Raw genomic sequence first — 25,913 nt, 5'->3', positions numbered from 1 at the left:
ACGGCCGCTGTCTTGGGCGGGGCCGTCCTGTTATGATGAGCGCCCCGTTGAAAGCCTCGGGGCAAAAGACGCCGTATTTAACCACAAGCGCGCAGCCGAAACCAAAGGCTGTGCCACGCCTAGTCTGAGCATGTCCGATAAAATTGAACTTCGCGCAGAGGTGCCGTCCGAATTGGGCGGCCAACGCCTCGATCAAGTCGCCGCACAATTATTCGCTGAGCACTCGCGCTCGCGCCTTTCCGCCTGGATCAAAGACGGCCGCCTGACTGTGGATGGAGCGGTTATCCGCCCGCGAGACATAGTCCATGGCGGTGCGATTCTTGAGCTGACTGCCGAGCAGGAAGCCCAGGGAGAATGGGTCGCCCAGGACATCGAGCTGGATATCGTCTATGAAGACGACGACATCCTGGTCATCAACAAACCCGCAGGCCTGGTGGTTCACCCGGCGGCCGGGCACGCTGATGGCACCTTGCTCAATGCCCTGCTGCACCACGTGCCGGACATCATCAATGTCCCGCGCTGCGGCATCGTGCACCGTCTGGACAAGGACACCACCGGTTTGATGGTGGTGGCCAAGACCATTCAGGCGCAGACGCAGTTGGTCACACAATTGCAAAGCCGCAGCGTCAGCCGGATCTACGAGTGCATCGTGATCGGCGTGGTGGTAGCGGGTGGCAAGATCAACGCCCCGATCGGTCGCCACGGCCAGCAGCGCCAGCGTATGGCGGTGATGGAAGGCGGCAAGCAGGCCGTTAGCCACTATCGTGTGCTGGAGCGTTTCCGTTCCCACACTCACGTGCGGGTCAAGCTGGAAACCGGCCGTACCCACCAGATTCGCGTGCACATGGCGCACATCAACTTCCCGTTGGTCGGCGATCCGGCCTACGGCGGTCGCTTCCGTATTCCGCCTGCGGCCAGCCAGACCATGGTTGAATCGTTGAAAACCTTCCCACGCCAGGCACTGCATGCGCGCTTCCTGGAACTGGACCATCCGACGAGCGGTAAGCGGATGAGCTGGGAATCGCCTCTGCCGGACGATCTGGTCTGGTTGTTGTCGCTGCTCAAGCAGGATCGCGAGGCGTTTATCGGATGAGTGACTGGCTGATTCCTGACTGGCCTGCGCCGGCTCAGGTGAAAGCCTGCGTCACCACCCGTGCGGGCGGCGTCAGCCTGACGCCGTTCGACAGCCTCAACCTGGGCGATCACGTCGAGGACAGCCTGGAGGCTGTCCTGGAGAATCGCCGTCGTTTAAGTGATGCCTTTGATATCCAGCCGGCCTGGCTGCGTCAGGTTCATGGTGTGACCGTGGTCGAAGCTGACCCAGGCCGCACCGCTGAAGCCGATGGCAGTTGGACCAGCACCCCTGGCATCGCTTGCACCTCAATGACTGCCGATTGCCTGCCCGCACTGTTCTGCAACCGTGCTGGCACTCGCGTCGCCGCAGCCCATGCTGGTTGGCGTGGCCTGGCGGCGGGCGTGCTGGAAGCGGCATTCGAAAGCCTGGATGTCGAACCCGGCGAAGTGCTGGTCTGGCTTGGCCCGGCGATTGGCCCGCAAGCCTTTGAAGTCGGCCCGGAAGTGCGTGAAGCCTTCATGCAGCAATTGCCGATCACCGCCGAAGCCTTTGTGCCCAGCCGCAATCCCGGCAAATTCATGGCCGATATCTATCAGCTGGCCCGTTTGCGCCTGGCTGCACGGGGTGTCACTGCTGTTTATGGTGGCGGATTCTGCACCGTGACCGACCCGCGCTTCTTTTCTTATCGCCGTAGCCCACGCACCGGTCGGTTTGCCTCCCTTATCTGGCTGGAACGCTAGACTCCTCTGATCTGCGTCAACTGTCCGAAGCTTGAAACTCCCAGAATCCACCCCATCTATAAGGGTATCTGGCAGGTTTCTTCATTCAGGAATGTTTTATAGCTCCGGCCTGCTCAAAAGGAAGGTGACTAATGCGTATAGATCGTTTAACCAGCAAATTGCAGTTGGCGTTATCTGACTCTCAATCCCTGGCGGTGGGCCTCGACCACCCAGCCATCGAGCCTGCACACTTGATGCAGGCGCTCCTGGAACAGCAAGGTGGTTCTATCAAGCCCTTGCTGATGCAGGTGGGCTTCGACGTCAACAGCCTGCGCAAGGAGTTGAGCAAGGAGCTCGACCAACTGCCGAAAATCCAAAACCCGACGGGCGACGTGAATATGTCCCAGGACTTGGCGCGCCTGCTTAATCAGGCTGACCGTCTGGCCCAGCAGAAGGGTGACCAGTTCATCTCCAGCGAACTGGTGCTGCTCGCCGCCATGGACGAGAACAGCAAGCTCGGCAAATTGTTGCTGGGCCAGGGCGTGAGCAAGAAGGCCCTGGAAAACGCCATCAACAACCTGCGCGGCGGCGACGCGGTGAACGACCCCAACCATGAGGAGTCGCGCCAAGCCCTGGATAAATACACCGTCGACCTGACCAAGCGCGCCGAAGAAGGCAAGCTTGACCCGGTGATCGGCCGTGACGATGAAATCCGTCGCACCATCCAGGTCCTGCAACGTCGCACCAAGAACAACCCGGTGCTGATCGGTGAGCCTGGCGTGGGTAAAACCGCGATTGCCGAGGGCCTGGCCCAGCGCATCATCAATGGTGAAGTGCCGGACGGCCTCAAAGGCAAGCGCCTGCTGTCCCTGGACATGGGGTCGCTGATTGCCGGTGCCAAGTTCCGTGGCGAGTTCGAAGAGCGCCTGAAATCCCTGCTTAATGAGCTGTCGAAGCAGGAAGGGCAGATCATTTTGTTTATCGACGAACTGCACACCATGGTCGGCGCCGGTAAAGGCGAAGGCTCCATGGATGCGGGCAACATGCTCAAGCCAGCCTTGGCGCGGGGCGAGTTGCATTGTGTCGGTGCCACGACGCTCAACGAATATCGCCAGTACATTGAAAAGGATGCGGCCCTTGAGCGTCGCTTCCAGAAAGTGTTGGTGGAAGAACCGAGCGAAGAGGACACCATCGCGATCCTGCGTGGCCTGAAAGAGCGTTATGAGGTCCACCATAAGGTGGCGATCACCGACGGCGCGATCATTGCGGCGGCCAAATTGAGCCATCGCTATATCACTGACCGTCAGTTGCCCGACAAGGCCATCGACCTGATCGACGAAGCGGCCAGCCGCATCCGCATGGAGATCGACTCCAAGCCGGAAGTGCTCGACCGTCTGGATCGGCGCCTGATTCAACTGAAAGTTGAGTCCCAGGCCCTGAAGAAAGAAGAAGACGACGCGGCGAAGAAACGCCTGGAAAAACTTCAGGAAGAAATCGTCCGTCTGGAACGCGAGTATTCGGACCTGGAAGAAATCTGGACTTCGGAAAAAGCCGAAGTGCAAGGTTCTGCGCAGATCCAGCAAAAGATCGAGCAGTCCCGGCAGGAGCTGGAAGCCGCGCGCCGTAAAGGTGACCTGAACCGCATGGCCGAGTTGCAGTACGGGGTGATCCCGGACCTGGAGCGCAGCCTGCAGATGGTCGACCAGCACGGCAAGCCTGAGAACCAGTTGCTGCGCAGCAAGGTGACCGAGGAAGAAATCGCCGAAGTCGTCTCGAAGTGGACCGGCATTCCAGTGTCGAAAATGCTCGAAGGCGAGCGCGACAAGCTGCTGAAGATGGAAAGCCTGTTGCACCAACGTGTGATCGGCCAGGAGGAGGCTGTGGTCGCGGTGTCCAACGCGGTACGGCGTTCGCGGGCCGGTTTGTCCGACCCGAACCGTCCGAGTGGCTCGTTCATGTTCCTCGGCCCGACCGGCGTGGGTAAGACCGAGCTGTGCAAGGCCTTGGCCGAGTTCCTCTTTGATACCGAAGAGGCCATGGTGCGGATCGATATGTCCGAATTCATGGAGAAACACTCGGTGGCTCGCTTGATCGGCGCACCACCAGGCTATGTGGGCTACGAAGAGGGCGGTTACCTGACCGAAGCCGTGCGGCGCAAGCCTTACTCGGTGATCTTGCTGGATGAGGTCGAGAAGGCCCACCCGGATGTGTTCAACATCCTGCTGCAGGTGCTGGAAGATGGCCGTCTGACGGACAGCCACGGGCGCACTGTGGACTTCCGCAACACGGTGATCGTGATGACCTCCAACCTGGGCTCGGCACAGATCCAGGAGTTGGTGGGGGATCGTGAAGGCCAGCGTGCTGCCGTGATGGATGCGCTGACCAGCCACTTCCGTCCGGAATTCATCAACCGGGTCGACGAAGTGGTGATCTTCGAGCCTCTGGCACGGGATCAGATCGCGGGCATCACTGAGATCCAGTTGGGCCGCCTGCGTAGTCGCCTGGCAGAGCGCGAGCTGGACCTGGTGTTGAGCAGCGAGGCGTTGGACAAGCTGATCGCAGTCGGTTACGACCCGGTGTATGGAGCACGGCCTCTGAAACGTGCGATCCAGCGCTGGATCGAGAACCCGCTGGCGCAGCTGATCCTGTCCGGCAGCTTTATGCCTGGCACCAGCGTCGAGGCGACCGTGGAAAACGACGAAATCGTCTTCCACTGAGGCCTGTAACTGGCGTAATAAAAGAAGGCCCCGCATCGCGGGGCCTTTTTTTTTCGATAGGGCGTTGAACTGTAAGGAAAAGGCTTGTAAAGTGCGCCCCGCAGCAACGTCAGCCCACGGGTTTCTTCTCCCCAAGAAGAAATCAGAAACAAGCGCAAATCATTGTCTTAAAAGCAATTTAAAGGGTTGACAGGGGTTTTTAAGATTGTAGAATAGCGCGCCTCAGAGACATGAACGTAGCGATACGGACAAGTCGAAGAGAAGCAACAAAGTAGTCAGCAACAACGTAGTACTTTGAAATATGTAGTTCCGTGATAGCTCAGTCGGTAGAGCAAATGACTGTTAATCATTGGGTCCCAGGTTCGAGTCCTGGTCACGGAGCCAATTTCAATATCGGGGTATAGCGCAGTCCGGTAGCGCGCCTGCTTTGGGAGCAGGATGTCGGGAGTTCGAATCCCCCTACCCCGACCATATTTGGGTCGTTAGCTCAGTTGGTAGAGCAGTTGGCTTTTAACCAATTGGTCGTAGGTTCGAATCCCACACGACCCACCATTTTTGAGACCAGTTAACGCTGGAATCGAATCTTAAGATCAGAGGCCAAAAGCGCTGATCGAAGAAGGCGACTGAAAGGTCGCCTTTTTTTTACCGGGGTATAGCGCAGTCCGGTAGCGCGCCTGCTTTGGGAGCAGGATGTCAGGAGTTCGAATCCCCTTACCCCGACCATATTAAAAATCCTCGTATCGCAAGATACGGGGATTTTTTTTGTGCACGCAAATCTGACTCACTGCAAAACGAATGTGGGAGCGGGCTTGCTCGCGAAAGCGGTGGTTCAGTGCCAGATGTACTGACTGATACACCGCTTTCGCGAGCAAGCCCGCTCCCACATTGACCAAGTCCCCTCCGGAACCGTGTTGTTAGTGCAGTTTCAGGCGCGGCTCGGTGCCACGTCCAATCTTGCTCCCCAGCATCAGCATCGCCGTGCGGAAGAAGCCATACAGCGCCATCTGGTGCATGCGGTACAGCGACACATAGAACATCCGCGCCAACCAGCCTTCCAGCATCACACTGCCGGTGAGGTTGCCCATCAAGTTACCCACCGCCGAGAAGCGCGACAGCGAGATCAGCGAGCCATAGTCGGTGTACTTGTAGCTCGGCAAGTCCTTGCCTTCGATGCGCAGCTTCAGCGACTTGGCCAGCAACGAGGCCTGCTGGTGAGCGGCCTGGGCCCGTGGTGGTACGTTGCGGTCGGTGCCCGGTTGTGGGCAGGCGGCGCAGTCGCCAAAGGCGAAGATGTTTTCGTCGCGGGTGGTTTGCAGTGTCGGCAGTACTTGCAGTTGATTGATGCGGTTGGTTTCCAGGCCATCGATGTCCTTGAGGAAGCCTGGTGCACGAATCCCGGCGGCCCAGACCTTGAGGCTGGCGGGGATTACCTGGCCGCTGCTGGTGATCAACGCATCGGCGGTCACTTCGCTCACCGCCGAATTGGTCAGCACGGTCACCCCAAGTTTCTCCAGGGTTTTATGCACAGGCCCGCCGATACGCTCCGGCAGGGCAGGCAGCACCCGTGGGCCGGCTTCGATCAGGGTGATGTGCATGTTTTCCGGCTTGATGCGGTCCAGGCCGTAGGCGGCCAGTTCATGGGCCGCGTTATGCAGTTCGGCGGCCAGCTCGACCCCGGTTGCACCCGCGCCGACGATGGCGACGCTGATCTTTTCCACCACGTCTGTCTGCCCGGCATGGGCGCGCAGGTAGTGGTTGAGCAATTGCTGGTGGAAGCGCTCGGCCTGCTTGCGGGTGTCGAGGAACAGGCAGTGTTGCGCCGCGCCTTCGGTGCCGAAATCATTGGTGGTGCTGCCCACGGCGATCACCAGGCTGTCATAGCCCAGCACGCGCGCGGGCACCAGCTCACGGCCTTCTTCGTCGAGGGTGGCGGCCAGCTGGATTTTCTTCTGCTCACGGTCAAGCCCGCTCATGCGCCCCAGCTGGAACTCGAAGTGGTTCCATTTGGCCTGGGCGACATAGTTGAGTTCGTCTTCCGAGGAATTCAGCGAGCCGGCCGCCACTTCGTGCAGCAAGGGCTTCCAGATGTGGGTCAGGTTGGCGTCCACCAGCGTAATGCTGGCGGTGCCGCGCTTGCCCAGAGTCTTACCCAGGCGGGTAGCCAACTCCAGGCCGCCGGCGCCGCCGCCGACGATAATAATACGATGGGTCATGGGGATATCTCGCAAGGCTAAAAGAAATCGGAGCAGTTACCCCCGCGAGCGCCAGGCAGCTCATAGCGTCAGGTAACTCAAAAGTCGGCTCAGCAGGCCCAGGCCGATCACCACAACAAGCACCACACCCAGGAGCAGCCATGGCCGGAAAGGCTTGCGCTCGACTCGGTTTTGGGAGAGTTGCAGGTACTCTTCGACATGCTGTTGGTCATCGGGGTTCAGGCGGCTGGTCATAAAGGCCTCGTCAGGTAGACGTTGCAAAAGGGCGCCACGTTACAGTCCGGGGGGATCAGAGGCTGATGCCCACGTCGAATACTATGCTGCGGCCCAGGTTGTTGCGCAAGAAATCCGGTGCGTCCGGGTGCGCGAACAGCACCCGTGCAAACGTCGGTCCCACCAATGACAGTGAGCGCCAACCCTGGCGCAGGTATTCGGTCGGTGGCGGAAAATGGCTGTTGAGGTCGAGTACTTCGCGCTTGAGGCTGGTGAACGCGACGATATCCAACTCGCCCAGGTCCATCCCGCGCTCTTTATAGTTATGGGCTTTCTTGCGCAGTGTAGGTGCCAGGCGCAATAGAAACTCATGGGCGGGGATGCGTCGCGGCTTGGTCTCGCGTCGTACCAGTTGGCTCAGGGAGAACGCACTGCGCCGGCGCAGTAGCTCGTCGCGCCATTCGTCGTTTAGTCGACGGCCCTCATCCAGTACGAAAAACACCTCGAAGCTGGCGTCACGAAAAAGCACGTCCGGGGGCTCTTGCCCTGCGGCGTGAAACTCTTCGGCTCGATAAGGCACGTTCAAGCCTTGCAGCAGGCGCTGGCAGACCCAACGCTCACGCTCCCACTTGCGGGCATTGGACAGGAATGCGTTGGCTTGTTCGGCCGCTACGGTGAGCAGGCGCAAGTAATCTGAGTCATCCATAGCTAGCAGCTTAGCGCTCAAATGTGATGAAAAAAAACAAAAGTCGGGCGCATTTTCACCTTGGAGGTTGCGCTCTTGAATATGCGGCTGGGAAATTTCCTACAAGCATGGGGAAGTTTCCTACTTTTTTGTTCCTTCTCGAACCCTAAATTCACTCCCTCACCGAGCCTCTGATCTAACGTCAGCCGCGCTCGACCTGGATGCCGCCGGCGTCCTTATCGCCGGTTTGGCGGTTAGTCTGAGGTTTTGAACCATGCACACCCTTCACCCGAAACGCCCGGCGATACTTGCCCTTTCGCCGCTGGCACTGGCCATGTTCATGCTGCAGCCTACCCTCGCGCAGGCGTTTACACCCACGGTCACCAATGGCGCAGTGGTCGATGGCGAGACGGTGACGGGGGGGGCAGCAGAGCATTGGCACCAACGGCACGGCCAACAACACTTTGATTGAGGTGACGGGCACTCAGGCTGTTTTCCAGCATGGTGTCTCCAATGATGCAACGGTCAATGGCCGCCAGCTGGTGCAAAGCGGCACGTCCAATCGCACAGTGGTCAATGTCGGCGGTTCTCAAGTTGTCAGTGCCGGGGGCATCGCCAACGGTACGGTCTTGAATGGCGGCACACAGACAGTGCAAACCCCAAACAGCCGCGCCAACGGCACCGTGATTAATGCGGGCGGTGTGCAAACCCTCACACTTGGTGGGGTCGCAGCGGACACCGTCATTAACGACGGTGGCGTGCAGACGGTGATCAATCAGGGGACGGCACTTAACACGTTTGTGTTGACCGGCGGCGTCCAAAATCTGGAACGCGGCATCCTGGGCGGTGCCGTGGCGACCGATACCCACATCAGCGGTGGTGTGCAGAACGTTTACGACAGTGCTACCGCCAATAACAGTACGGTCAGCAACGGCGGCCAGGTCAACCTCTTCGGCGGTGCACAGGCCAATGGGCTGGTGGCGGACGCGGGCGGTAGCGTCAATGTCATGGAAAACGGCGTGAAAACCGTGGACTCGCTGACCCTCAATGGGGGGCGCCTGGCTTTCGCGCCAAGTACCGACGGCACCTTCAAGACCTTCACCGTCAATGCGTTGTCCGGCAGCGGCAGTATCCTGATGAATACCGACATCGCCAACGCGCAAAACGATGTGTTGGTGGTGGAGGGCGCCGGATTGGCGAGCGGCAACCATACGTTGATCGTGGCGGATTCGGGCCATGAGCCAGGCACGGCGGAGGGTCGTTTGCTGTTGGTGGATACCCATGGCGGCAGCGCCAAGTTCGATCTGTACGGCGGGCATGTCGATGCCGGCGCCTTTCGATACGGCCTGCAGCAAGACGGTGACGATTGGGTATTGGCCAGTACTGGCAAAGGGCCCTCTGGACCGTCGCCGCAGAACCTCTCTTCGCGGGCGAACGCCGCCATCGCTGCACACACCGCCAGCGCCAGCCTATGGAGCGCGCAGATGAACGCGCTGGTCAAACGCCTGGGCGAATTGCGCATGGGCGAGGATAACGGGGGCGTATGGACTCGGGCCATCAGCAAGCGTTTCGATGTGGGCGAGCACTCCAGCCGTGCCTATTCCCAGAATATCTCCGGGCTTGAAATCGGCGCCGACAAGGCTGTGGCGCTGAGCAACGGCAAGGTGTATCTCGGCGCCATGGTGGGTACTGCCCGGTCGGACCAGGATTTCGGTGAAGGCGCTTCGGGCAATACCGACAGCAAGATGTTCGGCGTGTATGCCACTTACCTGCACGACAACGGCATCTACGTCGACAGCGTGCTGAAGTACAGCCGCTTCGACAACGATATCAAGATGCCGACGAACCTCGGCGATCGGGTGAAGGGGTCGTATAAAGCCAATGGAGTGGGCGCGGATATCGAAGTGGGCAAGCACATTCCGTTGGGAGGTGGCTGGTTCGTCGAGCCTCAACTCGAACTCACCGCGACTCGCACTCAAGGCGCCGACTACACCGCGAGCAATGGCTTGCGGGTCAAGTCCGACGATCTCGACTCGTTGCAGAGCCGTGTGGGTTCACTGTTCGGCCGTAGCCTGGCATTGAGCAACGGCATGAAGGCGCAACCGTATGTGAAGGCCTCCTATGTCACTGAGCACGCCGGGAGCAGCAAGGTCAGCGTCAATGGCAATAAGCTCGATGCCAAGTTGCCGGGCGATCGCGTAGAGCTGGGTTTTGGTGGTGTGTTGCAAGTCAGCGAGAAGAGCAAGATCTCCCTGGATGCCGAGTACGCCAAAGGCAATTCCATCGAGCAGCCGTGGGGTGTGAACCTGGGGTATCGCTACCTGTGGTAAAGCGGCGGTGTAGACTGATCACCCCATAGCAACCTTTGGGTGAGATAAAGCCATGATCAGCGCCGCGATGCTAGCGCCGCAAACCCTCGGTATCGGCTGGATGTTGTATGCGCCAGTGCTGGTGTGGGCGATCCTGCGTTCGCCGTGGGTGGAACTGTTTGCTGACCGGCGCCGCCAGCATTTGCTGTTCGGCACCGTGTTCGCGTTGTTCATGCTGTGGCTGGTGCGGCGGGATTTCGACACCGGCGTGTCCTATCACTTCATTGGCATGACCGCCGTTACCCTTTTGCTGGATTGGCCTTTGGCAATTGTCGGCGGCTTTGCGGCCCAGCTTGGGTTGATGTTGTTGGGGCGCCAGGACCTGGCCGCCCTTGGTATCAATGGCCTGTTGCTGGTCGTGCTGCCAGTGCTGGTCACTGAAGCCTGCGCGCTGCTGGTCGAGCGAGCACAACCGCGTAATCCCTTTGTGTATATCTTCTGTTCCGGTTTTTTTGCCGCCGCATTATCGGCCTTGCTCTGCTTGCTGTTCGGGCTGGGGCTGCTGTGGTTCGACGGCCGCTTCGCGATGCCGGAATGGCTGGAGGATTTCGTTGGCTACCTGTGGCTGATCATCTTCCCCGAGGCCTTTATCAACGGCATGGTCGTCAGCGCCCTGGTGGTGTTTTGCCCGGAATGGCTGGAGACTTTCAACCGCACGCGCTACCTCTCGGCGCCCTGGAAGGATGACGATTCGCAGCGTTGATCCAGATCAAATCTCACGCGCCCTGGCAGGCCCATGCTCTGCAGAATTTTTCCAGGAGCACGGATCATGAGTGTGTACGAGTGGGCACGGCAGGAATTGCGCAGAAGCCAGGACGCGGCACAGGAAATCGGTTTTGACCCAGGCCTGACCCTGCGCGCCATGCTCAGTGCAGTGGTGCAGCAGAGCAAGGGGGTGCGCAGTTTCGAAGACCTGGCCGACGAGCTGCAATACCTTGCAGAAAACCTCGACGACCAGCAGGAATACGCCTTTATGCGCCCTTAGTGGCGCGGTGGCAGGTCTTCGGAAAACAGTTCATCTTCGGCATCCGGGGCCACGGGGATCTTGTGTTCTTCAGCGGCCCAGGCACCCAGGTCGATGAGTTTGCAGCGGTCCGAGCAGAACGGCCGGTTGAGGTTGGTCGCTTTCCATTCCACGGGTGCGCCGCAGGTTGGGCAGTCGACGGTCAAGGGTTGGCTCATGATCGGCCTCCACGCAAAGTAAGGTAAAAGTGGTGCAGTCGCTCGACCTCGCTGTGCAGCCAGGCGAGGTCCTGGTCATTGACCAGTACGTCATCGGCATGTTTCAGGCGGTCTTCACGGCTCGATTGTGCCTTGAGGATCGCCTGTACCTGTTGCTCGTTGATGCCGTCGCGCTGCAGGGTACGCTGAATCTGCAGCGATTGCGGCACGTCGATCACCAGGATGCGCTGGGCCATGCTGTACTGGCCCGACTCGATCAGCAGCGGCGACACCAGGATCGCGTAAGGTGAGGTTGCCCGCGCCAGGTGGCTGCGGATCTCTTCGCCAATCAACGGGTGCAGCAGGGCTTCGAGCCAGCGGCGCTCTTCGGGGACTTCAAAGATCAGCTTGCGCAATGCGCCACGGTCCAATTGGCCGTCAGGCTGTAATACGCCTGTACCAAAATGCTCAGCGATACGCACCAGTGCCGGACGGCCTGGCTCGACCACCCAGCGCGCAGCATGGTCGGCGTCTACCAGGTCGATACCCAGGTCGATGAAGTGCTGGGCCGCCGCGCTTTTGCCGCTGCCTATGCCGCCGGTGAGGCCGAGAATCCAGGGTGTTGCAACAGAAGTGGTCATCTGAAACCGACAGACTGCAAATAGAAGTCGGTTATTTGACCACCCCAGAGCAATGCAATCCAGCCGGCAATTGCCAGATACGGACCAAATGGCATCGGCGCCGACGCTTGGGCTTTGTGCCGGCGCATCAGGATCAAGCCGACGAATACACCGACCAACGACGACATCAACAGCGTCATCGGCAGAATCTGCCAACCGCCCCAGGCACCGAGCAGCGCGAGTAACTTGAAGTCGCCGTGGCCCATGCCGTCCTTGCCAGTGACCAGCTTGAACAGCCAGAACACGCTCCACAGGCTCATATACCCGATCACTGCGCCCCACAGGGCGTCGGCCAATGTCGTCAGCAAGCCGAATCCGTTGATGATCAGCCCCAGCCACAGCAGCGGCATCACCAGTACATCCGGTAGCAGTTGATGGTCGGCGTCGATCAGGCTCATCGCCAACAAGCCCCAGCTCAGCACCAGTACCGCGCCCGCCTGCCAGCCAAAGCCGAAATGCCAGGCCACCCAGGCCGAGATCAGTCCACACGCCAGTTCAGTAAGCGGATAGCGAGGGCTGATTGCCCCTTGGCAATGGGCGCAACGACCTCGCAGAAACAAGTAGCTGAGCAGTGGGATGTTTTCCCATGGGCGTATCGGATGGTTGCAGTGCGGGCAGCAGGAATTGGGGTGCATCAGGTTATAGGTCGGCCCGGCTGGGTCGGCGGGTAGACCGAGCACTTCATGGGCCTGGGCGCGCCATTCCCGTTCGAGCATTTTCGGCAGGCGCCACACCAGCACGTTGAGAAAACTGCCGACGATCAGCCCCAGTATCCCTGCCATCACCACAAAGGCCCACGGGTGTTCAACCAGTAACAGGATCAAAACGCGCTCCCCAGCTGGAAGACCGGCAAATACATGGCGATTACCAGCGCGCCGACGATGCTGCCCAGGACTACCATGATCAGCGGCTCCATCAGGCTGGTGAGGTTGTCGACCAGGTTGTCCACATCGGCCTCATAATGATTGGCGACCTTTTCCAGCATGCGGTCCAGCGTGCCCGACTCCTCGCCGATGGCGGTCATCTGGACCGCCATTCCAGGGAACATGCCGCTGGCGCGCATGGATTGATTCAACGGCATGCCAGTGGAGACGTCGTGTCGCATATGCGTGATTGCCTGTTTGAGCGGCCCTGAACCGACGGCGCCGGCCACAGAATCCAATGCCTGAACCAGTGGAACGCCCGCCGCAAAGGTCGTGGACAGGGTGCGGGCGTAGCGGGCCACGGCCGATTTTTTCAGCAGTTTGCCTGCGAGTGGGGCTTTCAACAAACCCGCGTCCAGCCAGAGACAAAAAGCAGGTAGGGAGCGATAGGCCTGGCGCAACCCCATGCCTCCCGCAAGAACACCAAGCGCAACGATCCACCAGGCCTTCTGCATGAATTCGGACAGGGCGATCACCTGCAGGGTAAAACCGGGCAGCGTGCCGTCGACGCCAGCAAACAGGGTCTGAAACTGCGGCACCACGTGGATCAGCAGAACGCCGGTGACAAGGCCTGCCACCACCAACACCGCTATGGGATAGGTCATGGCTTTTTTGATCCTCGCCCTCAACTGCTCACTCTTTTCCCGGTGGATCGCCACGCGCTCCAACAGGGTTTCCAGTGCGCCGGCCTGTTCGCCGGCGGCCACCAGGTTGCAATACAGCTCATCGAATTGGCGCGGGTGTTTGCGCAAGGCTTCGGCCAGGCTGGAGCCGGCGGCAATCGCCTGTTTCAGCCCTAGCGCCAGCTCACGCATGGGGCGGTTGTCGAAGCCTTCGCCGATGATGTCGAAGGCTTGCAGCAGGGGAATCCCGGCCTTCAGCAGTGTTGCCAGTTGGCGAGTGAACAGGGTGATATCCGTCGATTTGATCGACGATACGAGTCCCCGCAGTAGTAGGGATTTCTTGCGCACATGCCCAGGGCTGATGCCTTGTTGGCGCAACTGAGCCTTGACCAGGGCCAGATTGTTCCCCGTGGTTTGCCCGCACACCCTGCGTCCTTTGCGATTGATGCCTTCCCAGGCGTACAGCGTTGAAGCGTCGTCCATGTCTCGGTTCCGCACAGAGGTCGTCGAAGATTTATAGCTTAGTCAGGTGACGGATTCGGGCAGGCTGGCGAAGCAGGATAAAATGTCAGAATGTGCGACTTGTGCGCGATTGAGCGCCTGCGGATGAGTACACTGGCGCCGCTGCACAAAACGGGGCGCAGGACGCGCCTTGTCATGAGTTCTATCCTGGAGAGTGAATGTGATACGTCAAAAAGGTTTTACCCTGATCGAGCTGTTGATCGTCGTGGCAATCATCGGCATTTTGGCCACCATTGGCCTGCCCATGTACACCACCCACCAGGCCAAGGCCAAGTTCACTGCCGGCCTGGCTGAGATCACTGCGTTGAAGCCGGGTTATGAAGACACCCTCAACCAGGGCACGGTACCGACCCTGGCATTGATCGGCGGCACCAGCCCCACGGCCAACTGCAAGATTGACGTGACAGGCGACGTCGCCACAGGCGCGGGCTCCATCCAATGCGAAATACTCGACGCGCCAGCGCCAGTGTTGGGCAAGACCATCAATCTAACGCGCAATGCCACCACCGGTTGGAAATGCACCTCCACCGCTGATGCTAAATATGTCGCCAAAGGCTGCGGCGCCGACGGTGCATAACTGCTAAACCCTCCACAGGGAAGTCGAGGTGGTCGATGGCGTTATCCGTAGAGCAGCGTGGCGGTTTTTTTCTGGTGGCCGTGGTGTGCCTGTTGGTTGTTGGGATTTGCGCGCCGTTCAGTGGCCATGATTTGCAGCGGACACTACAGATTGCCATCGGGGCGTGCGCGGCGCTGTATGGGCTATCGATCACCCGCGTTCAGCGGCTGGTGGACCGGCCCACCGCCCTGGGCTTGGCGCTGATTATGGTGCTGGGCCTGGTGTCGTCATTGCGCGCTCACCAGCCGCTATGGGCGCTGGCTGAAATGGCAGTGTTTGTCAGTTGCGGCGCGATTGCCGTGGCGTTTGCCTTGCTGCGACATCAGGGCGGTGAGTCGTTGGACCGCGCCTTGATCCTGATCGTAGTGCTGCTGTGCCTGATGAAGTCGATTCAATACCTGTATGCGGGTGCGCTGGCGTTCATCAACGCGGGGCCGACGCTGGACCCAGACGTGCTGCTGTCGGGGTTTTCCAACAAGCGTTTCTACGGCCAGTTCCAGACCTTCACCTTGCCGCTGCTGGCGCTTCCCTTGTTGATCCCCACGCTTTCTCGCTCACTCAAGGTTGCCGTGTTTGCGCTGCTGTGCACCTGGTGGCTGATCGCAATTGCTGGTGGCACGCGTGGCACCTGGCTTGGCATGGGCGTGGCGGGGGGCGTGTTGGCGGTGCTGGGGCCATGGGGTCGGCGTTGGTTGGGTTGGCAGCTGGCCGCAATGCTGGGCGGGCTCTTGTTGTATGGGCTGGTGTTCAAAGGGTTGGCGGATTACCTGGGGATCGAGATCGTCAACATTGCCAGTGAGCGCCTGACGACCTCGTTATCGGGACGTGGTCCGATCTGGTGGCAGGCCTGGCATATGCTTGTCGAGCGACCTTGGCTGGGGTTCGGGCCGATGCAGTTCGCCGATATCGCCAACAGTATTGCCGCTCACCCCCACCAGGCGATCCTGCAATGGGCCAGTGAGTGGGGAGTGCCATCGGCGTTGTGCGTTGCGGTGTTGGCTTGGCGAGGAAGTTGGGCCACGGTCGGCGTATTGCGTGAGCGCGCGCCGAGCGCCGAGCGTGCAGACCTGCTGCGGCTCTGCCTGTTTGCGGCGCTGGTCGGTGCGCTGGTGCAGTCCATGGTCGACGGCGTGATCGTGATGCCCAATTCCCAAGTCTGGCTGGCGCTGGTAGTAGGCTGGCTGATGGCGCTGCATGTGTGGCGAAGCCCGCAAACCACCGAGCTCCCATTGGCCTGGTGCGCCTGGAAAGCATTGGGTGTATTGGCCGTTGGTCTGTTGGTTGTGATCGCCGTGCGGGACGTTCCTCATATCGAACAAGCCCAGCGGCAGTACCTGGACGCCCATGGCCATCACCTGCAACCACGCTTCTGGGCCCAGGGTGTGATTGCCCGCTGACGGCGGCAAGTTGCCGGACGTGGGATGCGGTGCTAGCTTTAGCCCACCGCCCGTGTAGCTCAGCCGGTAGAGCAGCGCACTCGTAACGCGAAGGTCGCAGGTTCGATTCCTGTCTCGGGCAAAAAGGCAACAAAGGCAGCACTGTTTTCAGTTGATCCCAGAATGGTTCTGAAGGCCAGACGAGCCGGCATTTGCGCCAGTTCTTTTATATCTGTGCAACCTTGATGACCCAGATGCATCCCCATTCCTCGATCTAAGAGAACAACATGACCACGACTGAAATGACCCAGGAAGTTCGGCACGAAGAAGCACTCAAGAAGTACCTTGAGGACACGCCGCAGCTCAAAGAAGAGATCAAGGACCTGAGCGCCGATGATCAGCGCGACCAGATTCAGTGGGCATTCGAGGACGAGGCCGAGAGCCAGGGCTACCAGCCTTGGGAGCTGACCCTCAAGTACACATCGACCCCGGAAGCGTTTGAAGCGGCACGGCTGGCCTTGCACAAAGAGGCGGCCGAGGTGCTGGGTGTCGAATGGGAAGAGTATTGCGAGATGAATGACTTGGTGGTCTAAACGCTTTGAATGGGCGGGCTTGTTGTGGCGAGGGAGCTTGCTCCCGCTGGGCTGCGAAGCAGCCCCGATAATCAGATACATCCACGGTATCGGAATAGGGAGTGCTTCGCACTGGAGCGCTAGCCCGGTCCAGCGGGAGCAAGCTCCCTCGCCACATTGGGCTTGCTCCTACTTAGATACTCAGCCGCATCGACAAATCCACCGCCTTCACATCCTTGGTCATCGCGCCAATCGAGATGTAATCCACCCCGGTCTGCGCAATGGGCAGCAAGGTGCTTTCATTGATCCCGCCGCTGGCCTCCAGCTTCGCCTTGCCGCCGTTCAGGCGCACGGCTTCGCGCATATCCTCCAGGCTCAGCTCATCGAGCATGATGATATCCGCGCCCGCCGCCAGGGCTTCGCGAAGTTCATCCAGGCTTTCCACTTCGATCTCCACCGGTTTGCCGGGGGCGATCTTATGGGCGGCCGTGATCGCCTGGGCAATGCCGCCACAGGCCGCAATATGGTTTTCCTTGATCAGGAACGCGTCATACAAACCGATCCGGTGATTGTGGCAGCCGCCGCAGGTCACCGCGTATTTCTGCGCCAAGCGCAGCCCCGGCAGGGTTTTGCGGGTGTCCAGCAGCTTGACCTGGGTGCTGGCGACAAAATCCGCCAGGAATTGCGCACGGGTGGCGACACCGGAGAGCAACTGCAGGAAATTCAGTGCGCAGCGTTCGCCGCTGAGCAGCGAACGTGCCGGGCCTTCAAGGTGGAACAGCACCTGGTTGGGGCTCACGCGTTCACCGTCGGCCACCTGCCAATGCACCGCGACCCGAGGGTCCAACTGGCGGAACACCGCATCTACCCAAGCCGTACCGGCGATGACCGCTTCGTCACGGGTAATGATGGTCGCCGTGGCCAGCCGTTCGGCCGGGATCAACTGCGCAGTGATGTCGCCGCTGCCGATATCTTCCAGCAGTGCGCGGCGCACGTTGGCTTCGATTTCGGCGGTGAGGTCGGCAAGACGGAGATTCGGCATAACAGGCTCCACAGACAAAGTGCCCCGATTATAGGGGCAGTGCGCGTTCGAACCCAGGCTCGCTACTCATTTACCGCGCAAAGGCAGAGTTTGCTGGCGCAACCGCCCTCATTTGCAAGATAATCTCGCGCCTTGCAATTGGCGTCATAGCTTTGACGTTCAGACCCATACCCCGTTTCAGGAGGCCAGGATGCACAATGACGGAAAGGTGGTGCCCTTCAACAAGGCGTCCGCCACGCCATCGCCGCTCGCCCGACTGCCGGTGGTGTTGCTGCAGGTGCGCGACAAGGCGGCGCAACAGTTGCAGCAGGGCCTGCAGGATCTGTTCGATAACGCTGATGACACCTTGTTCGAAATGGCCGACAAGGCGCGGAACAACCTCGATCACCATATTTTCTTTGAAGCCATGCGCGACTTGCGCCTCAAGCGCAAGAATTTCGAGCGTGTATTCATGGAGCGCCTGTTTGAAGCCTTCGCCAGTCTGGGTCAGGCAGGGGGCGGGGAATTGCAGTTGGTGCCGGTGGTTTCCTACGACGCGGCCCCGGGTTCTTCCAAGGATGACCTGGAAAAAGCCGTGGCGCTTGAAGCCATGCTGGGCCGGGTGCGGCATCGTGATGGCTTGGCCTTGGAGCAACTCACGGCGCGCTTGAGTGCGTTGCTCGGCAACCGCCTGGATGATCGCGAAAACCCTCTGGGGCCTGCGCTCTTGTGTGAGTTTTTCCTGCGGGCGGGGCGCAGCCTGGGCGTGGAGATCCGCGTCAAGCTGATCATGCTCAAGCTGTTTGAAAAATACGTGCTCAGCGATGCTGACCAACTGTACGGCGAAGCCAATCAGTTGTTGGTCGCAACCGGCGTTTTGCCTGAGCTCAAGGCCGTACCGTCCCGTCGGCTTGAGGCGCGTGCGGTCCGTGAGCTTGCGCGCGAAGAAACCTTGCCGCCGGTCGACGAAAATGGCCAGGAAGCCTTCGCCGCGCTCCAGCCATTACTCACCGCGGTACGCGGTAGCGTGGCGCCGACGCTTGAAGCCAGCGCCGAACCGTTGCCCATCGCCACCCGTGACTTGCTGCGTCTGCTCTCCCATTTGCAGCAGTACGTGCCGGAGCCTGAGGTCGAGGATGATTTCGACCTGCGCAACCAGCTTGAGCAGTTGCTCACGCGCGTCAGCGTCAAGAGTGGCAAGTCGCGGGTGGTGGAGGATGCGGACGAAGATGTGATCAACCTGATCGCGCTGCTGTTCGAATTCATCCTCAACGACCGCGCCGTGCCCGATGCCTTCAAGGCCTTGATCGGTCGTCTGCAGATCCCCATGCTGAAAGTCGCGGTGCTGGACAAGAGCCTCTTCAGTCGCACCAGCCACCCGGCGCGGCGCCTGCTCAATGAAATCGCGACCGCTGCCATGGGCGGCACTCAGCGCGACCATCTGTACCTGCGCATCGAGCAGGTCGTGCAGCGCTTGCTCAATGAATTTGTCGAAGATGCGACCATTTTTTCCCAGCTGCTCGCCGAGTTCAGCGCGTTTAGCGCGGATGAACGGCGGCGCAGCGACTTGCTTGAGCAGCATACCCGCGATGCCGAAGCCGGTCGCGTGCGCACCGAAGCGGCCCGCCAGCGCGTAGCCGATGTGTTGAACAAACGGTTGTTGGGCAAGACCCTGCCGCGTCCGGTCGTGCAGTTCCTGCAGCAGGCCTGGAGCCAGGTGCTGTTGCTGGCCAGCCTCAAGCATGGCGAGCAATCGGTGCAATGGCAGGCGGGGCTGCGCACCATGGATGAATTGATCTGGAGCGTCGGCCTGCAGCAAGACACAGAAGCCGGGCACCCTTTGCTGGAACAACTGCCGGGCTTGCTCAAGGCCTTGCGAGACGGATTGACCAGTGCCGCGTTCGACCCCTTCAGTACCCGCGAGTTTTTTGTGCGTTTGCAGGCCTTGCATGTCCAGGCACCTGAAGGTGTCGACGAGTGGATCGAAGTGTGTGAACCCTTTGTGCTGAGCTCGGCGTCACCCGACCCGGTCCGCGATCTGCCGGACAACGACCCCCACCGGATCAAGGCTCACCAGCTCAAGATCGGTGGTTGGGTGGTGTTTGAGGAAGACGACGCCACTACGTTGCGCTGCCGTCTGACGGCGATCATGGCACCGTCCGACACCTATATCTTCACTAGTCGCACGGGGCTCAAGGTGTTGGAGAAAAGCGCGGGCCAGTTGGCATTGGCGCTCAAAAGCGGCGCGCTGCACACCTTGGACGACGGCCCCTTGTTCGAGCGTGCCTTGACCGCCGTCGTGGGCAAGCTGCGTCAACTCAATCACGGCAAGTGATCGCAACCTGAGGGTCGAACGCGGCATACTGGACACACTTTGTCTCGTTCAAGGAACCTGTATGCAGTTGGACCCCACCAGCGGTTGGTGCCAGGGCATCCGTCATTGCCCTTCGCCCAACTTCAACGAGCGCCCCGCCGGCGAGATCTCACTGTTGGTGGTGCATAACATCAGCCTGCCACCGGCGCAGTTCGCCACCGGTAAAGTGCAGGAGTTTTTCCAGAACCGCCTGGATGTCACGGAACATCCCTACTTTGAAGGGATTGCCGACCTACGGGTGTCTGCGCATTTTCTGATTGAGCGTGACGGTGCGGTGACGCAGTTTGTGTCCTGTCTCGACCGGGCCTGGCATGCCGGGATCTCGCAATTCGAGGGGCGGGACACCTGCAATGACTTTTCCCTGGGGGTGGAGCTCGAAGGCACGGACGACCAGCCGTTCACTGACGCTCAATATGCGTCATTGATCGACCTGACCCGCCAGTTGCTGGTGGCTTACCCGGGCATCACACCCCAGCGTATTTGTGGTCACAGCGATATCGCTCCGGGTCGCAAGACCGATCCCGGCCCGGCTTTTGATTGGACGCGCTTTCGCAGCGCCCTGCAGGATGGAGGACACGCACGATGAGTTTCCTGGTGTTGGTGCTGGCGGTCTGGATCGAGAAATTCTCGGCCTTGCGCCAGCGGTTGCAGCGTGATGGCGGTTGGCTGCGTGAATTGGCCAAGCTGGAATCGAGCCCGCGCATGGGCAAGCAGCCCTGGCTGATCCTGGCATTGCTGGTGTTGTTGCCGGTCGCGTTGCTGGCGTTGTTGCTGCTGGTGTTGGAGCCGGTGGCTTACGGGCTCTTGGCACTGCCGGTGCACCTGTTGGTGGTGATCTACAGCCTGGGCCGTGGTGACCTGCTCGCCGGGCTTGGCCCTTTTCGCGATGCCTGGCGACGTGGCGACCTGCAAGCCGCCGAGCACGTGGCCGAGCGTGACCTGAACTTGAGCGCCGACAGTGGCGAACAATTGCTCGAGCGCGTCCAGGGCCATCTGTTGTGGCAGGCCTACCAGAGCTTTTTTGCGGTGATTTTCTGGTACTTCCTGTTGGGCCCGGTGGCTGCGTTGGCTTATCGCCTGCTCGCACTGGCCAGTGAACACAGCAAGAACCCTTTGGTGGCCGAGCGGGCCGGGCAACTGCGCCACGCATTTGACTGGCTGCCGGTGCGCCTGCTGGCGGCCAGTTTTGCCCTGGTGGGTAATTTCGTCGCGGTCGGCCGTGTGATGCTCCACGAACTGCTGAGCTGGGACATCAGCGCTGCCCAACTGGTGGAAAAAGTTGGCCTGGTCGCCGCTGAAATCCCGCCTCCAGCGGTCGGCCCCGATGGCATCAACAGCCTGGACCGACTGTGGGAACTGCTGCTGCGCGCGGCGGTGCTGTGGTATGCCGGGTTTGCCATCTGGACGGTGCTGCCCTGACGGCTGATCTCATTAACCTTAAGTTACAAAACTCCCTTTCAAATTGAGCTATACAGATGCTGGCTAACTGCCGCCCTGCGCCTCAATAAAAATAAAAGAAAGGGAGTTCACCTGTGAAGAGCTTGCTCTATCCCGCCGTCGCGCTGATGAATCGCCTGAGCTTCGGCATGAAGTTCAGCCTGATCAGCGTGTTGTTCCTGCTGCCGATGCTGGCGACCAACTATTACCTGGTGCGTGATTCGTGGCGTGAATTCCAGGGCACACGCGTCGAGCTGCAAAGCCTCGACCTGCTCGGCAGCAGCCTGGCTCTGCGCCGCGACCTGGAAACCCTCAACAACCAGGTGCAGATCAACGCCACGTTGGGCCAGTCCGGTAAGGCGGGCGACCTTGAGGGCAAGATCAGCGCTTTGGAACAAAGCGTGCTGAACCGCCTGCAAAGCCTCAACGCCATGACGACCGAGCCCGAGCAAATCGCCGCTTTTGACGCCAAGCGCGACGAGTTGATCGCTGCCTTCAAGGCCCAACAGCAGGAAACCTCGCTGCTGAGTAAAAGTGCCCTGATCGGTAAATTGCTCAACAAGGCCCAGATGCTCAGCCAGATCATCGCCAGCCAATCCGGCTTGAGCCGCGATTCTCAAAGCGATCTGCGCCAACTCAGTGAACTGATCACCAGTGTGACCCCGCAAGTCACCCAGACCCTGGGCGAAGGCCGGGCAATGGGCGCGTATTCCCTGGGCCAGGGTTTTCTCAACTCGTCGTCCAGCACACGTTTTGACGAGCTGTTGCAGCAATTGGAAAAACTCCAGGCCGAGTATGGCTTGAAGTTGCAGGATGCCCTGGGCTCCAGCAAAGCCGCGCACGCGGCCCTCGACAGCCTGGCCAAGGCCAGCAACGCCAGCCTCAAGCAAGCCAGCGAGTTGTTTGAAGAACAGGTCGTGATGGCCGAAACCCTCGACGCGCCCTGGCAGGACTTCTACGACAATGTCAGCCGGTTGATGGCCCAGACCTACCAATTGGATGACGCCACGCTGACCTTTCTCGGGCAACAGTTGGAACAGCGCCTGGCACAGAACCGCACGCACATGGTGCTGCTGGTCTCGGCCCTGAGCGCGGTGTTCCTGTTGATTTTCTACTTGTATGCGGGCTTCTACGCGTCCACACGTACCACGCTGCGGCGCCTGGGCGCGATGATGGATAAGGTGGCGGCCGGTGATATGACCGTCACCTTTGTTGCCCATAGCCGCGATGAGCTGGGTGACCTGGGCCAGGTATTCAACGGCACCGTGAGCAAGATCCATGACTTGATCGAGCGTGTCGGACACACCGTCAGCCAGGTCGAGTTACAGGCCGGGCAGGTGGAGACAGTGTCGGCCCAGAGCAATCAGGCGGTTTCCGGGCAGCGCACGCAGATCGAGCAGGTGGCGACGGCCATGAATCAGATGTCGTCCACCGCGCAGGAAGTCGCGCGTAGTGCCGCGGCGGCGGTCAGCAGTGCCCAAAGCGTCAACGACGAAACGGTCAGCGGCCGTGGCCTGGTGCAGTCGCAGCAGGGCAGCATTGCGCGGCTCGCCACGGAAATCGATCAGTCGGTGAAGGTCATTAACCAGTTGGCCACTGACAGCCAGTCCATCAGCAGCGTGTTGGAAGTGATCAAGAGCATCGCCGAACAAACCAACCTGCTGGCCCTGAACGCCGCCATCGAAGCCGCACGGGCCGGCGAGCAAGGGCGTGGGTTTGCGGTGGTGGCGGACGAGGTGCGTACTCTGGCTCGGCGCACCCAGCACTCCACCGAGGAAATCGAGCAGATGATCAGTAGCCTGCACAGCGGCGTGGCGGCGGCCGTGAAGGCCATGGGCAGCAGCCATGAAATGGCCAGTGGCACCGTGGGCCAGTCGGAAAAGGTCCAGCAAGCCTTAGAAAACATCCTCGGTGCTGTAGGAATGATCGTCGATCAGAACCAGCAGATTGCCGCCGCCGTGGAGCAGCAAACCGCCGTCGCCCACGATATCGACCAGAACATCGTTGAAATCAATAGGGCTGGCGAACATGCCGCGCAGGGCGCGCACCAGACCGAAGCGGCGAGCCGACAGCTGTCGATACAGGTGATCGAGTTGAAGCAATTGATCGGCGCGTTCCGCGTGTGAGATCAGAATGTAGGATTTGTCGTTTGCTGGCGTGGTGCTCGTCCTGATTTCTCAGCGTCTCTTTTCCGGGGTCTTGAATGAGTGAAAATTGTTTCACTCGATTTCAAGTCCTGGGGAGGCACAGCGATGAACGCTGTAATCGGCATCAAGGGGCACTGCGCCCATTGCGACATCACCTTTAATCTCAAGCCTTGGCAACTGAATGCCATCGCCATCGAAGAACCGTTCGATTGCCCGTACTGCCAGTGGATCTTGCAGTTGAACTGCCCTCGGCAGTTGCGTCAGTTCAGGTCCCTGGACCAATGGGCACTGGTGCGACCGAGCATGGTGGTGTTGACCTGCACGGCACTGATCGTGGCACTGGTGACAGAGTGGGTAGGGTTGATCAGTGTGATCGGCCAATTCAACATTTCGCTGATCGTGCTGCTGGTGCATTTCCTGGTGCTGCGATATGCCCGCTACCGTCAGCGGATAACGCTGGAGCTGCAAGTGGTCTCGCCTTCTCTACCAATTGAACAGCTCGCACGCATTGCGTGTGCTCGCCTCGGCCAGCAATAGAGGGCTGGTATTCATGCGCTCGGCGAGCGCGGTGCAGATGTCCGGCAGGTGTTCGGGGCTGTTGCGTTGGCCGGGGTACATCGCGGGCGCCATATCCGGTGAGTCGGTTTCCAGTACCACCGCGTCCAGCGGCAGGTGGGCCAGCACCTTGTGCATGCGCAGGGCTTGAGGCCAGGTCGCCGCGCCGCCCAAGCCCAGTTTGAAGCCGAGCTTGATGTATTCGCGGGCTTCTTCGCGGCTGCCGGCAAAGGCGTGGATGATGCCGCCACGGGGCAGGCGAATGCGCTTGAGGGTTGCAATCACGGCGGCGTGGCTGCGACGCACGTGCAGCAGCGCCGGCAGTTGGAAGTCCACCGCCAATTTTAGCTGCGCTTCAAACAGGCTTTGCTGGCGTTCGCGGTCCAGCTGTTCGAGAAAGTAGTCCAAGCCGATTTCGCCCACGGCGCACAGCTGCCGGTGGCCGTGCAGGCGAGTCAGCCAGTCGCCCAACTCCGTCAGGTCGGCGGGGCGATGGTCATCGAGGTACACCGGGTGCAGGCCAAAGGCAGCGAACAAGCCTTCGTCCGCTTGCACCAGATCCCACAACCGCTGCCAATTCTGCTGATACACCCCCAATACCACCATACGCCGCACGCCCAGTGCTCGGCTGTGAACGAGGACTTCCCGGCGATCGCTGTCGAAATCGGGGAAGTCCAAATGGGTGTGGGTGTCGATCAGCTCCACGCTCACGCCTCGTGAATACGCTGCTTGAACGTCCGGCCGATGGCATGTACGCCCGGTTGGTACTGTTCTTCTTCAATTGCGGCCAGGGCCAGGCGTAGGGCGGTCTCGGCGATCAGTTGATGTTGCTGGGCCATGGCGTTGACCGGCAGCGGCAGGAAGTCCAGCAACTGGGTATCACCAAAGGTGCCCAGGCGCAGCGGCCGTGATTTGAGCGGAAAGTCATGCAGCGCGTCGAACACGCCTTGCAGCAGTACGTAGGACGTGGTCACCAGCGCGTCAGGCAAATGCCCCAGTTGCTGCAGAAGTTGCTCCATCAGCTGTCGGCCACAGTCGCGACTGAAGGCTTCGCCGTGTTCGACGATCACCTCACCGGTGAACCCTTCGAGGGCCTCACGGAAACCGGCGGCACGTTCCTGGCTGATACTCAGCTCGGGCCGTGCGCCGATCAATACGATCTGCTTGGGCAATGGCTGCAACAGGCTGCTGGTCAGTTGCTGGCACGCCTGGCGGTCGTCGCTGACCACCGAGCAGAATTGATCCGCGCCCATCACCCGGTCGATGGCAATCACCGGCAACCCCTTGGCCTGCAACTCACGGTAACTGTCATCACTGGCCGGCAGGCAGCTGGCGACAAATAGCGCATCACAGCGTCGGGCGCGGAACAGTTGCAGCAGTTGGCGCTCGCTGTCGGCGTCATCGTCGGAACTGGCGATCAGCAGTTGATAGCCGCGCGCCCGCGCCCCTTGCTCCAGGAGCTTGGCGATGCGTGCATAACTGGGGTTTTCCAGGTCGGGCAGGATAAAGCCCAAGGTGCGCGTGTGCCGACTGCGCAGCCCGGCGGCCTGGGGGTTGGGGGTAAAGCCATGGGCTTGGACCACGGCACGCACCCGTTCGACGGTGGCGCTGCTGATGCGTTGCTGTTCAGCCTTGCCATTGATGACGTAGCTGGCGGTGGTCACGGACACACCGGCGAGACGGGCGATATCACTGAGTTTCAAACCGGGATTTCCTTGTTTTCTGGAGCTTGCCCCGACATTTTCTCCAATCGTAACCGATTCCTGTACACGACCAATGTCCTGGCTCAAGCGCCGAGTGGTTCTTCAAGGATGCGCAATTAACGCGTAGTCTTCCATAAACTATAGATTAAACGTTTCAGCCAGCGTATTTTTACGACGTTCGCGACTGAGTGGCTACTGCCAATTGACTGCTC

General features: G+C 60.1%; 25 protein-coding genes, 5 tRNA genes and 1 pseudogene. 21 read left to right on the top strand and 10 right to left on the bottom strand.

The genetic code is table 11. The features are described 5' to 3' along the window. The first annotated feature begins 130 nt into the window (after window positions 1-130). The 7 genes from rluD (at window position 131) to HX812_RS06075 (ending at window position 5,234) form a co-directional block, all read left to right on the top strand. Window positions 131-1,093 carry a 23S rRNA pseudouridine(1911/1915/1917) synthase RluD gene (rluD, locus tag HX812_RS06105; protein ID WP_016976299.1) on the top strand — a complete coding sequence of 321 codons (963 nt, stop codon included), beginning with the start codon at window positions 131-133 and terminating at the stop codon, window positions 1,091-1,093. After that, a complete protein-coding gene (pgeF, locus tag HX812_RS06100) occupies window positions 1,090-1,815 on the top strand; it encodes a peptidoglycan editing factor PgeF (RefSeq protein ID WP_038846852.1) in 726 nt (241 codons plus the stop codon). The genes rluD and pgeF overlap by 4 nt, the downstream gene beginning before the upstream one ends. Before the next feature lie 131 nt (window positions 1,816-1,946). Beyond that, window positions 1,947-4,511, top strand: a complete 2,565-nt coding sequence (gene clpB / locus HX812_RS06095) for an ATP-dependent chaperone ClpB (protein WP_033897004.1) — start codon at window positions 1,947-1,949, stop codon at window positions 4,509-4,511. Window positions 4,512-4,819: 308 nt separating this feature from the next. Further along, window positions 4,820-4,895 (top strand) — tRNA-Asn (locus HX812_RS06090). 10 nt (window positions 4,896-4,905) lie between these two features. Beyond that, window positions 4,906-4,982: transfer RNA gene (locus tag HX812_RS06085), tRNA-Pro, on the top strand. Between the two features lie 5 nt (window positions 4,983-4,987). After that, window positions 4,988-5,063, top strand: a tRNA-Lys gene (locus tag HX812_RS06080). A gap of 94 nt (window positions 5,064-5,157) precedes the next feature. After that, window positions 5,158-5,234, top strand: a tRNA-Pro gene (locus HX812_RS06075). A gap of 191 nt (window positions 5,235-5,425) precedes the next feature. Here HX812_RS06075 and HX812_RS06070 read toward each other — a convergent pair. The 3 genes from HX812_RS06070 to HX812_RS06060 are packed head-to-tail and all read right to left on the bottom strand — an operon-like array spanning window position 5,426 to window position 7,643. Continuing rightward, window positions 5,426-6,724, bottom strand: a complete 1,299-nt coding sequence (locus HX812_RS06070) for an NAD(P)/FAD-dependent oxidoreductase (RefSeq protein ID WP_016976296.1) — start codon at window positions 6,722-6,724, stop codon at window positions 5,426-5,428. Window positions 6,725-6,784: 60 nt separating this feature from the next. Continuing rightward, on the bottom strand, window positions 6,785-6,958 hold the full coding sequence (locus HX812_RS06065; RefSeq protein WP_016976295.1) for a DUF3094 family protein: 174 nt from the start codon (window positions 6,956-6,958) through the stop codon (window positions 6,785-6,787). Between the two features lie 55 nt (window positions 6,959-7,013). After that, entirely contained in the window at window positions 7,014-7,643 is a 630-nt protein-coding gene (locus HX812_RS06060; protein ID WP_033903339.1) for a DUF1780 domain-containing protein, read from the bottom strand. Between the two features lie 253 nt (window positions 7,644-7,896). Between HX812_RS06060 and HX812_RS06055 the strand changes: the two genes are divergently transcribed. The 4 genes from HX812_RS06055 (at window position 7,897) to HX812_RS06040 (ending at window position 10,976) form a co-directional block, all read left to right on the top strand. Further along, window positions 7,897-8,094 carry a hypothetical protein gene (locus tag HX812_RS06055; protein WP_038846848.1) on the top strand — a complete coding sequence of 66 codons (198 nt, stop codon included), beginning with the start codon at window positions 7,897-7,899 and terminating at the stop codon, window positions 8,092-8,094. Window position 8,095: 1 nt separating this feature from the next. Next, complete coding sequence (locus HX812_RS06050) at window positions 8,096-9,952, top strand: autotransporter outer membrane beta-barrel domain-containing protein (RefSeq protein ID WP_050572443.1); 1,857 nt, start codon at window positions 8,096-8,098, stop codon at window positions 9,950-9,952. Between the two features lie 52 nt (window positions 9,953-10,004). After that, window positions 10,005-10,694 carry an energy-coupling factor ABC transporter permease gene (locus HX812_RS06045; protein WP_038846845.1) on the top strand — a complete coding sequence of 230 codons (690 nt, stop codon included), beginning with the start codon at window positions 10,005-10,007 and terminating at the stop codon, window positions 10,692-10,694. A 66-nt stretch (window positions 10,695-10,760) separates the two neighbouring features. Continuing rightward, window positions 10,761-10,976, top strand: coding sequence for a hypothetical protein (locus HX812_RS06040; protein WP_003171680.1), 216 nt, complete (start codon window positions 10,761-10,763; stop codon window positions 10,974-10,976). On the opposite strand, the gene yacG is transcribed toward HX812_RS06040, so the two are convergent. From yacG to HX812_RS06020, 4 genes are read right to left on the bottom strand one after another with little or no spacing between them, the layout of a single operon-like run. Beyond that, entirely contained in the window at window positions 10,973-11,173 is a 201-nt protein-coding gene (yacG, locus tag HX812_RS06035; RefSeq protein WP_003188437.1) for a DNA gyrase inhibitor YacG, read from the bottom strand. The two genes, HX812_RS06040 and yacG, sit on opposite strands and share 4 nt — an antisense overlap. Continuing rightward, on the bottom strand, window positions 11,170-11,793 hold the full coding sequence (coaE, locus tag HX812_RS06030) for a dephospho-CoA kinase (RefSeq protein ID WP_038846843.1): 624 nt from the start codon (window positions 11,791-11,793) through the stop codon (window positions 11,170-11,172). Before coaE ends, yacG begins: the two co-directional genes overlap by 4 nt. Continuing rightward, window positions 11,790-12,656, bottom strand: a complete 867-nt coding sequence (locus tag HX812_RS06025; protein WP_038846840.1) for an A24 family peptidase — start codon at window positions 12,654-12,656, stop codon at window positions 11,790-11,792. The genes coaE and HX812_RS06025 overlap by 4 nt, the downstream gene beginning before the upstream one ends. Then, a complete protein-coding gene (locus HX812_RS06020) occupies window positions 12,653-13,861 on the bottom strand; it encodes a type II secretion system F family protein (RefSeq protein WP_038846838.1) in 1,209 nt (402 codons plus the stop codon). The genes HX812_RS06025 and HX812_RS06020 overlap by 4 nt, the downstream gene beginning before the upstream one ends. Window positions 13,862-14,063: 202 nt before the next feature. Between HX812_RS06020 and HX812_RS06015 the strand changes: the two genes are divergently transcribed. The 4 genes from HX812_RS06015 (at window position 14,064) to HX812_RS06000 (ending at window position 16,485) form a co-directional block, all read left to right on the top strand. After that, window positions 14,064-14,477, top strand: coding sequence for a pilin (locus HX812_RS06015; protein ID WP_038846868.1), 414 nt, complete (start codon window positions 14,064-14,066; stop codon window positions 14,475-14,477). A gap of 35 nt (window positions 14,478-14,512) precedes the next feature. Next, the gene (locus HX812_RS06010) at window positions 14,513-15,913 is read left to right on the top strand and encodes an O-antigen ligase (RefSeq protein ID WP_038846836.1); all 1,401 of its coding nucleotides are present in this window, start codon (window positions 14,513-14,515) and stop codon (window positions 15,911-15,913) included. 48 nt (window positions 15,914-15,961) lie between these two features. Further along, window positions 15,962-16,034: transfer RNA gene (locus HX812_RS06005), tRNA-Thr, on the top strand. A gap of 145 nt (window positions 16,035-16,179) precedes the next feature. Continuing rightward, the gene (locus HX812_RS06000; RefSeq protein WP_010213230.1) at window positions 16,180-16,485 is read left to right on the top strand and encodes a DUF6388 family protein; all 306 of its coding nucleotides are present in this window, start codon (window positions 16,180-16,182) and stop codon (window positions 16,483-16,485) included. A gap of 172 nt (window positions 16,486-16,657) precedes the next feature. Here the strand turns inward: HX812_RS06000 and nadC are convergent, their stop codons facing one another. Continuing rightward, window positions 16,658-17,506 carry a carboxylating nicotinate-nucleotide diphosphorylase gene (gene nadC, locus HX812_RS05995; RefSeq protein ID WP_038846834.1) on the bottom strand — a complete coding sequence of 283 codons (849 nt, stop codon included), beginning with the start codon at window positions 17,504-17,506 and terminating at the stop codon, window positions 16,658-16,660. A 190-nt stretch (window positions 17,507-17,696) separates the two neighbouring features. On the opposite strand from nadC, the gene HX812_RS05990 reads away from it, so the two are divergent. The 6 genes and pseudogenes from HX812_RS05990 (at window position 17,697) to HX812_RS05970 (ending at window position 23,980) form a co-directional block, all read left to right on the top strand. Next, a complete protein-coding gene (locus HX812_RS05990) occupies window positions 17,697-19,820 on the top strand; it encodes a DUF1631 domain-containing protein (protein WP_038846831.1) in 2,124 nt (707 codons plus the stop codon). 61 nt (window positions 19,821-19,881) lie between these two features. After that, window positions 19,882-20,445, top strand: coding sequence for a 1,6-anhydro-N-acetylmuramyl-L-alanine amidase AmpD (gene ampD / locus HX812_RS05985; protein ID WP_038846828.1), 564 nt, complete (start codon window positions 19,882-19,884; stop codon window positions 20,443-20,445). Further along, entirely contained in the window at window positions 20,442-21,278 is an 837-nt protein-coding gene (gene ampE / locus HX812_RS05980; RefSeq protein ID WP_028618802.1) for a regulatory signaling modulator protein AmpE, read from the top strand. The genes ampD and ampE overlap by 4 nt, the downstream gene beginning before the upstream one ends. Window positions 21,279-21,424: 146 nt before the next feature. Further along, a pseudogene (locus HX812_RS32320) lies at window positions 21,425-22,516 on the top strand (methyl-accepting chemotaxis protein); the annotation flags it as partial. Beyond that, a complete protein-coding gene (locus tag HX812_RS32315) occupies window positions 22,493-23,422 on the top strand; it encodes a methyl-accepting chemotaxis protein (protein WP_372848186.1) in 930 nt (309 codons plus the stop codon). The pseudogene HX812_RS32320 and the gene HX812_RS32315, both read left to right, overlap by 24 nt. Before the next feature lie 126 nt (window positions 23,423-23,548). Beyond that, complete coding sequence (locus HX812_RS05970) at window positions 23,549-23,980, top strand: hypothetical protein (RefSeq protein ID WP_038846824.1); 432 nt, start codon at window positions 23,549-23,551, stop codon at window positions 23,978-23,980. Here HX812_RS05970 and HX812_RS05965 read toward each other — a convergent pair. Both HX812_RS05965 and cra read right to left on the bottom strand, forming a co-directional pair. Beyond that, on the bottom strand, window positions 23,927-24,703 hold the full coding sequence (locus HX812_RS05965; protein WP_038846822.1) for a TatD family hydrolase: 777 nt from the start codon (window positions 24,701-24,703) through the stop codon (window positions 23,927-23,929). The genes HX812_RS05970 and HX812_RS05965 overlap by 54 nt on opposite strands. A gap of 2 nt (window positions 24,704-24,705) precedes the next feature. Further along, window positions 24,706-25,701, bottom strand: coding sequence for a catabolite repressor/activator (gene cra / locus HX812_RS05960; RefSeq protein ID WP_038846820.1), 996 nt, complete (start codon window positions 25,699-25,701; stop codon window positions 24,706-24,708). Between the last annotated feature and the right edge of the window lie 212 nt (window positions 25,702-25,913).

Origin of the sequence: Pseudomonas sp. IPO3749 (assembly GCF_013386605.1) — a bacterium.
In the GTDB taxonomy this organism is placed as follows: domain Bacteria; phylum Pseudomonadota; class Gammaproteobacteria; order Pseudomonadales; family Pseudomonadaceae; genus Aquipseudomonas; species Aquipseudomonas azotoformans_A.
Note: the sequence above shows the minus strand (reverse complement) of the source record. Positions and strands in the feature narration are given on the sequence as shown.

Coding starts and splice junctions, on each gene's coding strand:
- HX812_RS06060 (WP_033903339.1), bottom strand. CDS start 7,643: ATGGATGACTCAGATTACTTGCGCCTGCTCACCGTAGCGGCCGAACAA.
- HX812_RS05970 (WP_038846824.1), top strand. CDS start 23,549: ATGAACGCTGTAATCGGCATCAAGGGGCACTGCGCCCATTGCGACATC.
- yacG (WP_003188437.1), bottom strand. CDS start 11,173: ATGAGCCAACCCTTGACCGTCGACTGCCCAACCTGCGGCGCACCCGTG.
- HX812_RS06065 (WP_016976295.1), bottom strand. CDS start 6,958: ATGACCAGCCGCCTGAACCCCGATGACCAACAGCATGTCGAAGAGTAC.
- pgeF (WP_038846852.1), top strand. CDS start 1,090: ATGAGTGACTGGCTGATTCCTGACTGGCCTGCGCCGGCTCAGGTGAAA.
- clpB (WP_033897004.1), top strand. CDS start 1,947: ATGCGTATAGATCGTTTAACCAGCAAATTGCAGTTGGCGTTATCTGAC.
- ampD (WP_038846828.1), top strand. CDS start 19,882: ATGCAGTTGGACCCCACCAGCGGTTGGTGCCAGGGCATCCGTCATTGC.
- ampE (WP_028618802.1), top strand. CDS start 20,442: ATGAGTTTCCTGGTGTTGGTGCTGGCGGTCTGGATCGAGAAATTCTCG.
- HX812_RS06040 (WP_003171680.1), top strand. CDS start 10,761: ATGAGTGTGTACGAGTGGGCACGGCAGGAATTGCGCAGAAGCCAGGAC.
- HX812_RS06020 (WP_038846838.1), bottom strand. CDS start 13,861: ATGGACGACGCTTCAACGCTGTACGCCTGGGAAGGCATCAATCGCAAA.
- HX812_RS06010 (WP_038846836.1), top strand. CDS start 14,513: ATGGCGTTATCCGTAGAGCAGCGTGGCGGTTTTTTTCTGGTGGCCGTG.
- HX812_RS06070 (WP_016976296.1), bottom strand. CDS start 6,724: ATGACCCATCGTATTATTATCGTCGGCGGCGGCGCCGGCGGCCTGGAG.
- coaE (WP_038846843.1), bottom strand. CDS start 11,793: ATGACCACTTCTGTTGCAACACCCTGGATTCTCGGCCTCACCGGCGGC.
- HX812_RS06000 (WP_010213230.1), top strand. CDS start 16,180: ATGACCACGACTGAAATGACCCAGGAAGTTCGGCACGAAGAAGCACTC.
- HX812_RS06055 (WP_038846848.1), top strand. CDS start 7,897: ATGCACACCCTTCACCCGAAACGCCCGGCGATACTTGCCCTTTCGCCG.
- HX812_RS05990 (WP_038846831.1), top strand. CDS start 17,697: ATGCACAATGACGGAAAGGTGGTGCCCTTCAACAAGGCGTCCGCCACG.
- nadC (WP_038846834.1), bottom strand. CDS start 17,506: ATGCCGAATCTCCGTCTTGCCGACCTCACCGCCGAAATCGAAGCCAAC.
- HX812_RS32315 (WP_372848186.1), top strand. CDS start 22,493: ATGACCGTCACCTTTGTTGCCCATAGCCGCGATGAGCTGGGTGACCTG.
- HX812_RS06045 (WP_038846845.1), top strand. CDS start 10,005: ATGATCAGCGCCGCGATGCTAGCGCCGCAAACCCTCGGTATCGGCTGG.
- rluD (WP_016976299.1), top strand. CDS start 131: ATGTCCGATAAAATTGAACTTCGCGCAGAGGTGCCGTCCGAATTGGGC.